General features: G+C 65.4%; 9 protein-coding genes. 7 read left to right on the plus strand and 2 right to left on the minus strand.

The features are described from left to right. The 4 genes from VJS90_RS19855 to murB all read left to right on the plus strand — a co-directional run. On the plus strand, positions 1-182 hold a 182-nt coding region (locus VJS90_RS19855), incomplete at its 5' end, for a tetraacyldisaccharide 4'-kinase (protein WP_324123338.1). 40 nt (positions 183-222) lie between these two features. After that, entirely contained in the window at positions 223-408 is a 186-nt protein-coding gene (locus VJS90_RS19860) for a Trm112 family protein (protein ID WP_003247142.1), read from the plus strand. Then, complete coding sequence (kdsB, locus tag VJS90_RS19865; protein WP_324123339.1) at positions 405-1,169, plus strand: 3-deoxy-manno-octulosonate cytidylyltransferase; 765 nt, start codon at positions 405-407, stop codon at positions 1,167-1,169. The genes VJS90_RS19860 and kdsB overlap by 4 nt, the downstream gene beginning before the upstream one ends. Before the next feature lies 1 nt (position 1,170). After that, positions 1,171-2,190, plus strand: a complete 1,020-nt coding sequence (murB, locus tag VJS90_RS19870) for a UDP-N-acetylmuramate dehydrogenase (RefSeq protein WP_324123340.1) — start codon at positions 1,171-1,173, stop codon at positions 2,188-2,190. A gap of 140 nt (positions 2,191-2,330) precedes the next feature. Here the strand turns inward: murB and rne are convergent, their stop codons facing one another. Beyond that, positions 2,331-5,645 carry a ribonuclease E gene (rne, locus tag VJS90_RS19875; RefSeq protein ID WP_324123341.1) on the minus strand — a complete coding sequence of 1,105 codons (3,315 nt, stop codon included), beginning with the start codon at positions 5,643-5,645 and terminating at the stop codon, positions 2,331-2,333. Positions 5,646-6,390: 745 nt separating this feature from the next. Here rne and rluC point away from each other — a divergent pair. Genes rluC through VJS90_RS19890 form a run of 3 tightly spaced genes read left to right on the plus strand, consistent with a single transcriptional unit; the run spans position 6,391 to position 9,010 of the window. Next, positions 6,391-7,347, plus strand: coding sequence for a 23S rRNA pseudouridine(955/2504/2580) synthase RluC (rluC, locus tag VJS90_RS19880; RefSeq protein WP_324123342.1), 957 nt, complete (start codon positions 6,391-6,393; stop codon positions 7,345-7,347). Further along, entirely contained in the window at positions 7,337-8,002 is a 666-nt protein-coding gene (locus VJS90_RS19885) for an HAD family hydrolase (RefSeq protein ID WP_324123343.1), read from the plus strand. The genes rluC and VJS90_RS19885 overlap by 11 nt, the downstream gene beginning before the upstream one ends. An 18-nt stretch (positions 8,003-8,020) precedes the next feature. Further along, complete coding sequence (locus tag VJS90_RS19890) at positions 8,021-9,010, plus strand: S49 family peptidase (RefSeq protein WP_324123344.1); 990 nt, start codon at positions 8,021-8,023, stop codon at positions 9,008-9,010. 28 nt (positions 9,011-9,038) lie between these two features. Here the strand turns inward: VJS90_RS19890 and VJS90_RS19895 are convergent, their stop codons facing one another. Continuing rightward, the gene (locus VJS90_RS19895; protein ID WP_324123345.1) at positions 9,039-9,617 is read right to left on the minus strand and encodes a nucleoside triphosphate pyrophosphatase; all 579 of its coding nucleotides are present in this window, start codon (positions 9,615-9,617) and stop codon (positions 9,039-9,041) included. Positions 9,618-9,756: the final 139 nt, after the last annotated feature.

Genomic DNA, 9,756 nt, shown 5'->3' on the forward strand with positions numbered 1-9,756 from the left:
AGCGCCTGGCGTTCAGTCCGCCGCTGCCGCTGGTCATGACCGAGAAGGATGCGGTCAAATGCCGGGCCTTCGCGGCCAAGGACTGGTGGTACCTGGCGGTGGACGCCGTGCCGTCCGCCGCCTTTGCCGTCTGGTTCGACGGGCAGCTGGAGCGCTTGCTGCGCGGGCATCGCCAGCCCTGAGCCCTTTCACTTTTCCGGCCATTGGCCTCAAGGAATTCCCATGGACACCAAACTGCTCGACATCCTTGCCTGCCCGATCACCAAGGGTCCGCTCAAGCTCAGTGCCGACAAGACCGAACTGATCAGCAAGGGCGCAGGGCTTGCCTATCCGATTCGTGACGGCATCCCGGTGATGCTCGAAAGCGAGGCCCGTACCCTGACCGACGACGAGCGCCTGGATAAATGAGCCTGGACTTTACCGTAGTGATTCCAGCCCGCCTGCGCTCCACGCGCCTGCCGGGCAAGCCGCTGCTGCCGATCGCGGGCAAGCCGATGGTCCAGCATGTCTGGGAGCAGGCGCGCAAGAGCGCCGCCAGGCGCGTGGTGATCGCCACCGACGACGCGGGCATCTTCGAGGTCTGCAAGGCGTTTGGCGCCGAGGTCCTGCTGACCCGCGCCGACCATGAATCGGGCACCGATCGCCTGGCCGAGGTGGCCGCGCAACTGGGCATGGCGGCGGACGCGATCGTCGTCAACGTGCAGGGCGACGAGCCGCTGATTCCGCCGGTGATCATCGACCAGGTGGCGGCCAACCTGGCGGCGCACCCGGAGGCGGGCATCGCGACGCTGGCCGAGCCCATCACCGAGCCCGAAGTGGTCTTCAACCCCAATGCGGTCAAGGTTGTCAGCGATCGTAACGGCCTGGCCCTGACGTTCAGCCGCGCGCCGCTGCCCTGGGCGAGGGACGTGTTTGCCAAGGCGCGCGATGTGCTGCCTGCGGACGTGCCTTATCGCCGGCACATTGGCATGTATGCCTACCGCGCCGGCTTCCTGCATGACTTCGTCGGCTGGGGCCCCTGCTGGCTGGAGCAGACCGAGTCGCTGGAGCAGCTGCGGGCCTTGTGGCATGGCGTGCGCATTCATGTCGACGATGCCATCGAGGCGCCGCCGGTAGGCGTGGATACCCCTGAAGACCTGGAGCGCGTGCGGCGCTTGCTGGAGGCGTGAAGTGACTGCGCAGTGGCAGGAGCAGGTTTCCCTCAAGCCTTACAACAGCTTTGGCATCGATGTGAACGCGCGCTATTTCACCCATGTGCGCGACGACGTCGAGGTGCGCCAGGCCTTGGCTGGCGCGGCGGCCGAGGATATTCCCGTGCTCGTGGTCGGCGGCGGCAGCAATCTGCTGCTCACCGGTGACGTCCAGGCGCTGGTCATGCACATGGCCAGCCGGGGGCTTCGCGTGCTCGAAGACGATGGCGAGCGGGTGGTGGTGGAGGCCGAAGCCGGTGAGCCGTGGCATCCCTTCGTGCAGTGGGCATTGCGCCAGGGCTTCACCGGCCTGGAAAACCTCAGCCTGATCCCCGGTACCGTCGGTGCGGCGCCGATGCAGAACATTGGTGCTTACGGCGTGGAGATCAAGGATGTGTTCGCCGGGCTGACCGCGCTTGACCGCCACAGCGGCGAGACACGCGAGTTCAGCCTGGAAGACTGCGCATTCGCCTACCGCGAGAGCGTGTTCAAGCGCTCGCCGGGCCGCTGGTTGATCCTGCGCGTGCGTTTCGCCTTGCATCGTACCCTGCAGGCGCACCTGGAATACGGCCCGGTCCGCCAGCGTTTGCGCGAGCAGGGCATCGAACAGCCGACAGCGCAGGCCATCAGTGACGCGATCTGCGCCATCCGCAGGGAAAAACTGCCTGATCCGGCCGAACTGGGCAATGCGGGCAGTTTCTTCAAGAACCCTGTGGTGCCCATGGTGTTGGCCGAACGCATTCGCCGGGATCATCCAGGCCTGGTGGCGTACCCTCAGGGGGATGACCAGGTCAAGCTCGCGGCTGGCTGGCTGATCGAGCAGGCCGGATGGAAAGGGTATCGTGAAGGCGACGCCGGTGTGCATCGATTGCAGTCGCTGGTGCTGGTCAATCATGGCCAGGCCACCGGCGCGCAGTTGCACGCGCTGGCGGGCAAGATCCAGGCGGATATCCACGCGCGCTTCGGCGTGGAGCTTGAGATGGAGCCGAACCTGTACTGATCTGGTGGGTACCGAGATCCCTTGGGAGCGGTCCCGCAGTTAGTCCAGTCCCACAGTTACCCCGCCCCCCCAGAAATTGCCAGGCATGAAAAAGCCCCGCCAGTGCGAACTGGCGGGGCTTTTTCATTCAGCGCTGAGCATCAGCCGTGAGGCTTGTGCTCCTGGGCTGCGGCCAGGGCAGCTGCAGCTTCGGCTTCACGCTTGCGGCGACGCACTTCACGTGGATCGTTCGGCGCGCGGCCATTGGGCAGGAAGCCGGTAGGTGCTTCCTCGGCAGCGGGCTCTGCGACAGGCGCGGGCTCGACCACCACGGGGGCTTCTTCAGCCGGAGCTGGCTGCACTTCGACAACCGGAGCCAACGCTTCGGCAGCCGGAGCTTCAACCGCTGGGGTCTTGGCAATTTCAGCCTCGATCACCTGGCTTTCAGCTTCGGTGATCGGCGTTTCGAGAGCTGGCGTCTCAACTGCCGGAGTCTCGATAGCCGGCGCTTCGATCACAGGAGCCTCGACCACAGGAGCCTCGGCAACCGGAGCTTCGATAGCCGGAGCCTCGACCGCAACTGCTTCAACAACCGGCTGAGGAACCACTTCGACCACTGGCTCGGCGCTCGGCTCGACCACGGCAACCGGTTCGCTGACAGGCTGCTCGACCACTGGGGCGGCGGCAACTTCGTCGGCGGCGGTCACGGCTTCGGCCACAACGGCTGGAGCAGCGGGCTCGGCAGCAACGGCAGCCGGCTCGGCTTCGGCGGTGCCTTCAGTGGCGCGCTCGGCCTGCTGGTGGGCCTGGGCTTCGGCGTTGGCGCTGATGTTGCTGGTGGCAACAGCGGCGGTCACCGCCAGGCCTGCGGCCAGCTCGGCGCCCAGGCCGGTGGCTTTTGGCTGCTCGGTTTCGCCTTCGGCCTGGCCTTCGGCTTCACCGCCCTCGATCAGGTCACCGTTGGCGTCACGCTGACGCTCGCGGCGGTTGCTGCGGCGACGCTGCCCGCGGGAGCGACGGCGTGGGCGTTCGCCCTCGGCGCCTTCCTGCTGCTCGTCCTGCAGCAGCTCTTCGTTCGGCAGTTGCTCGTCGGCAATCTCCTCAACCTGCTCGGCGGCCGGTGGCTGCTGCTCTTCACGCAGTACGCGCGGCTGGCGCTCTTCGCGCGGCGCACGTTCTTCACGCGGCGCACGTTCCTCACGAGGCGCGCGCTCTTCACGCGGGGCACGCTCTTCACGCGGAGCACGTTCCTCACGAGGCGCGCGCTCTTCACGAGGCGCACGCTCTTCACGCGGGGCACGTTCCTCGCGAGGTGCGCGCTCTTCACGTGGCGCACGTTCTTCACGCGGGGCGCGTTCTTCACGGGCTACACGTTCTTCACGAGGAGCACGCTCCTCACGCGGTTGACGCTCTTCACGGGCGGCAGGGGCCGCGTCCAGCGGCTCGCGCAGTTCGCGAACACGCTCTTCGCGGTTGCCGCGACGCTCGTCACGCGACTGGCGTGGCTGGCGCTCTTCACGTGGGGCGCGCTCTTCGCGCGGTGCACGTTCTTCACGCGGGGCGCGTTCCTCGCGAGGCTGACGCTCTTCGCGTGGGGCGCGCTCGGCACGCTCTTCGCGCGGCTTGCGCTCTTCATCGCGGCGGCCACCGCGGTTGCGGGACTGCTGGCGGCCATTGCGGCGCTCTTCGTTGCGCTGCGCACGCTCGGTCGCAGGCTTCTCGGCCACGGCAGGGGCGGCGGCAACCGGCTCTTCCTTGGCGGCGAACAGGCTGACCAGCGATTTCACCAGGCCTTTGAACAGGCTCGGCTCAGGCACTGCCGGGGCAGGGGCCACAGGGGCGGCAGGCTGCGGCTCGGGCGTGGCTGGCACGGGTGCGTTGGCGCGGGCCGGAGCGGTTTTCACCGCGGCTTCCTGGCGAACCAGGGTGCGGGTGGCGGCGGTCTGCGGAAGTTCCTCGACCTCGGCCGCGGCGATCTCGTAGCTCGACTGGGCGCTCAGCGCTTCGGGGTTATCGTCGCGCAGGCGCTGGACTTCGAAGTGCGGGGTCTCGAGGTGGTCGTTCGGCAGGATGATGATCCGTGCGCGGGTACGCAGCTCGATCTTGGTGATCGAGTTGCGCTTCTCGTTGAGCAGGAAGGCCGCGACCGGGATCGGCACCTGGGCGCGAACCTCGGCGGTGCGGTCCTTCAGGGCCTCTTCCTCGATCAGGCGCAGGATGGCCAGCGACAGGGACTCGACGTCACGGATGATGCCGGTGCCGCTGCAGCGTGGGCAGACGATGCCGCTGCTTTCGCCCAGGGATGGACGCAGGCGCTGACGGGACATCTCCAGCAGGCCGAAGCGCGAGATGCGGCCGACCTGGACGCGGGCGCGGTCGGCTTCGAGGCACTCGCGCACCTTTTCCTCGACGGCGCGCTGGTTCTTGGCCGGGGTCATGTCGATGAAGTCGACGACGATCAGGCCGCCGATGTCACGCAGGCGCAGCTGGCGGGCGATTTCCTCGGCCGCTTCCAGGTTGGTCTGCAGGGCGGTTTCCTCGATGTCGCTGCCTTTGGTGGCGCGCGCCGAGTTGATGTCGATGGAAACGAGTGCTTCGGTCGGGTCGATGACGATCGAGCCGCCCGATGGCAGTTCGACGACGCGCTGGAAGGCGGTCTCGATCTGGCTTTCGATCTGGAAACGGTTGAACAGCGGGACGCTGTCTTCGTACAGCTTGACCTTGCTGGCGTACTGCGGCATGACCTGGCGGATGAAGGTCAGGGCTTCTTCCTGGGCATCGATGCTGTCGATCAGCACTTCGCCGATGTCCTGGCGCAGGTAGTCGCGGATGGCGCGGATGATGACGTTGCTTTCCTGGTAGATCAGGAAAGGCGCGGCGCGGTCGAGTGAGGCTTCCTTGATGGCGGTCCACAGCTGCAGCAGGTAGTCCAGGTCCCACTGCATCTCTTCGCTGCTGCGGCCAAGGCCTGCGGTGCGAACGATCAGGCCCATGTCGGCGGGGGCGACAAGGCCGTTCAGGGCTTCGCGCAGTTCGTTGCGCTCTTCGCCTTCGATGCGGCGGGAGATGCCGCCGGCACGCGGGTTGTTGGGCATCAGCACCAGGTAGCGGCCGGCCAGGCTGATGAAGGTGGTCAGGGCGGCGCCCTTGTTGCCACGCTCTTCTTTCTCGACCTGGACGATGACTTCCTGGCCTTCGCTCAGGACTTCCTTGATGTTGACGCGGCCTTCGGGGGTCTTCTTGAAGTATTCGCGGGAGATTTCCTTCAGCGGCAGGAAGCCGTGGCGCTCGGAGCCGAAGTCGACGAAGGCGGCTTCGAGGCTGGGTTCGATGCGGGTGATCTTGCCCTTGTAGATGTTGGCTTTTTTCTGCTCACGCGCGCCAGACTCGATGTCCAGGTCGTACAGACGTTGGCCATCCACCAGAGCTACACGCAACTCCTCGGGTTGAGTTGCGTTAATCAGCATTCTTTTCATGTAGTACCGTCGGTTTCCGGGCTGCCGGAAACGGCGTTCGGCACACACGACTTCTCACGGTCGGTGTCAGGGTGCGCAAAGGGTGGCGGGCCACCCCCGTGTCCAGCAACATTCAGTACCGACTGGTTGCCCAGTGCTGCCGAAGTCGCGACGACGCGTCCTGCTTGCTGTGGTGCCAACATGCACTCAGTCAGGAGGAGGAATCAGCCTTCGGCCGTGGACGCCCTTGGGGCATCTTGATCAAGACCGGGTCCGCTCGCCGGGCCAAACAGTGGCCGGTGGCCGGACGCAGTGCTACACGGTCCGATGGTTGTGCATCTCCACCCTACACGTATCCCTGATAATCGGGTGCTGCCGCGCGCTGAATCCGCAACGGGTTGCATTTATCGCCATCTCCCACAGGGAGCTGGCGCATTCATGTCCAAGGCAGGTATTTCCGAAGCATTCGCCTGGGCTGCGTGGAAACGACGGTGCTGGCAGAGTGCAGCGAAAAATAACAGGTAAGGGGGTGAAACACCGCTCTTGTCGTTTTTTTTCGGTCTTCCGAACTCGGCGCTGGTGGCGATTCCAGGCATTCCGTAAACTGGCGAAAACCCCGTAGGACGGCCTCGCGTCCTGGAGAATTGCGTTGGCCAGGGCCGGCGCTGTGCCATATGCCGCTGACCTACCGCTTTTGGCGGCGTTCGCGACTATAGCAGCAATCATTAAGTGCTTCAAATCCATAAAAAATTGTTATGATTCCCAAATGACGACCAATACCCCTCCGACCTCCGGCGTGAAGCTGATAGAGGTCGCGCCGGAACTTGCCGGCCAGCGCATCGACAATTTCCTTATCACCGCGCTCAAGGGCGTGCCCAAGACCCTGATCTACCGGATCCTGCGCAAGGGCGAGGTGCGGGTGAACAAAGGCCGCATCAAGCCCGAGTACAAGCTGCAGGCTGGTGACATCGTGCGCGTGCCGCCGGTGCGCCTGCCCGAGCGCGACGAGCCGGCGCCGGTGGCCCAGGGCTTGTTGCAGCGCCTTGAGGCGGCCATTGTCTATGAGGACAAGGCGCTTATCGTGCTCAACAAGCCGGCCGGCATCGCCGTGCATGGCGGCAGCGGCCTGAGCTTCGGGGTGATCGAGGCGCTGCGCCAGATGCGCCCCGATGCCAAGGAACTGGAGCTGGTGCATCGGCTTGACCGCGACACGTCGGGTCTGCTGATGATCGCCAAGAAGCGCAGCATGCTGCGCCATCTGCACGCGGCGTTGCGCGGCGACGGTGTCGACAAGCGCTACATGGCGCTGGTGCGCGGTCACTGGGCGAGCGCGAAGAAGCAGGTCAACGCCCCGCTGCAGAAGAGCAATCTGCGTTCGGGCGAACGCATGGTCGAAATCGACGACGAAGGCAAGGAAGCGCTGACCCTGTTCCGCGTGCTGCGCCGCTTCGGCGAGTTCGCCACCCTGGTCGAGGCGCGGCCGATCACCGGGCGGACCCACCAGATCCGCGTGCATGCCCTGCATGCCGGGCACTGCATTGCCGGCGACAGCAAGTACGGCGATGAAGACTTCAGCCGCGAGATTCGCGAGCTCGGTGGCAAGCGCCTGTTCCTGCATGCCTATGCCCTGACCGTGCCGCTGCCTGATGGTGGCCAGTTGAAGGTCGAGGCGCCGGTGGACGAAATGTGGGCCAAGACCGTGGAGCGCCTGAGTGCACCCTGACTACGACCTGTTGATTTTCGACTGGGACGGCACCCTCGCCGATTCCATCGGGCGCATCGTTCTGGCCATGAACGCGGCGGCCGAGCGCGCCGGTGAGGCCCCAAGTGCCGAGAACGCGGTGAAGGGCATCATCGGTCTGGCGCTGTCCGAGGCGATCAGCGTGCTTTATCCGCACCTCGATGCGGATCAGGTCGCGCGCTTTCGCCAGCACTACGCCGACATCTATATGGCTCTGGATGAACAGCCCTCGCCGCTGTTCGAAGGCGTGGTCGAGTCGCTGCAGGCGTTTCGCGCCGAGGGCTACCGCCTGGCCGTGGCGACCGGCAAGGCCCGGCGCGGGCTGGACCGGGTGCTGCGGGCCAACGGCTGGGAAGATTACTTCGATATCACCCGTGCCGCCGATGAAAGCCGCGGCAAGCCGCACCCGCGGATGCTCGAGGAGATCCTCGCCCACTGCCAGGTAGAACCGGCGCGGGCGCTGATGGTCGGAGATTCATCGTTCGACCTGTTGATGGCCCGCAATGCGGGCATGCAGAGCGTCGCGGTCGGCTACGGTGCCATGTCGCTGCAGGCCTTGAGCGAATTCGGCCCGCAGCTGTGCATCGATCATTTTTCGCAGTTGCGCGACTGGCTCGGCCGGCATCGCGCACGCTAACGTCCCAGGTAGGTGAGCATGACTGACGAGTGGAAAGCGCCCGAATCCGACCCCGAGGAACGGGAAGAGCGCAAAAGCTGGAGACTGCTGGAGAAGACGCTGCTGGCGGGCGTGCAGGAGCAGCGTCGCGCGCGGCGCTGGGGCATCTTCTTCAAGCTGCTGACCTTCGTCTACCTGTTTGGCCTGCTGGCGTTGTTCTCGCCCTTGATGGACTTCGACAAGGCCTCTTCGCGCAGCGCCAGTCACACAGCGCTGGTCGAAGTGCGGGGGATGATCGCCGACCAGGAGCCGGCCAGCGCCGACAACATCATTTCCGGCCTGCGCGATGCCTTCAAGGACGAGCAGACCAAAGCGGTGATCCTGCGGATCAACAGTCCGGGCGGCAGCCCGGTTCAGTCGGGCTACATCTATGACGAGATCCGTCGCCTGCGCGCCGAGCATCCCGGCATCAAGCTCTATGCGGTGATCAGTGATCTGGGCGCATCCGGTGCCTACTACATCGCCAGTGCCGCCGACCAGATCTATGCCGACAAGGCCAGCCTGGTGGGGTCCATTGGCGTGACGGCCGCCGGCTACGGGTTTGTCGGTACCATGGAGAAGCTGGGCGTCGAGCGGCGTACCTACACCGCTGGCGAGCACAAGGCGTTTCTCGATCCGTTCCAGCCGCAGAAGCCAGATGAAACGGCGTTCTGGCAGCAGGTGCTGGAGACCACTCATCGCCAGTTCATCGCCAGCGTCAAGGAAGGGCGTGGCGAGCGGCTGAAGGACAAGGACCATCCGGAGCTGTTCAGCGGCCTGATCTGGTCGGGCGAGCAGGCCAAGGACCTTGGCCTGGTCGATGCCCTGGGCAGTGCCAGCTACGTGGCGCGCGATGTGGTGGGCGAGAAGAACATCGTCGACTTCACCGTGCAGGAGTCGCCGTTCGACCGCTTCTCCAAGCGCCTCGGCGCCAGTGTCGCCGAGCGCCTGGCCATGTGGATGGGTTTCCAGGGTCCGGCGCTGCGCTGAGTCCGGTCCCTCCCCGGAGCATTGTGGTTCAGGGAATCTGCACGCCTTCTTTCATCAGCATGTCCACGAGCCTGATCAGCGGCAGCCCGATCAGGCTCGTCGCATCAGGCCCGTGAGTGCTCTGGAACAGGCTCACGCCCAGTCCTTCCGCCTTGAAGCTGCCTGCGCAGTCGTAGGGCCGCTCCGCCTGCAGGTAGCGCTCGATGCGCGGCAGGTCCAGCTCGCGCAGGTTTACCGTGAAAGGCACGCAATCGACCTGGCACTGCCCTGTGGCGCTGTTGAGCAGGGCAAGGCCGGTCAGGAAGCTCACCTGCTGCCCGCTGGCCGCGAGCAGTTGCTCGCACGCCCGGTCATGGTCGTGGGGCTTGCCGAGGATCTGCTCGCCCAGTACAGCGACCTGGTCCGAGCCGATGATCAGGTGTCCGGGATGGCTTTCGGCCAGAGCTTCGGCCTTTTCCCTGGCAAGGCGTCGCACCAGCGCCGCGGCTGGCTCCTCGGGAAGGCGCGACTCGTCTATGTCGGGGCTTGCCCAGGTGAAGGGCAGGCGCAGGCGCTGCAGCAGTTCGCGCCGATAGGGGGAGCTGGAAGCCAGTAACAAGGGAAGCATGGTGGACTCCTGGTCAGATATCCGATTCTATCATGCGTGTTGCCGCCGAATTTCCTTTGACAGGGGCGGGGGGCATCCCTAGAATGCTGCGCCTATGTTGAATGACCCGATTCCACCTCACGTTGACCCGCGCAAATTG

The organism is Pseudomonas sp., assembly GCF_035277045.1.
Classification (GTDB): Bacteria; Pseudomonadota; Gammaproteobacteria; order Pseudomonadales; family Pseudomonadaceae; genus Aquipseudomonas.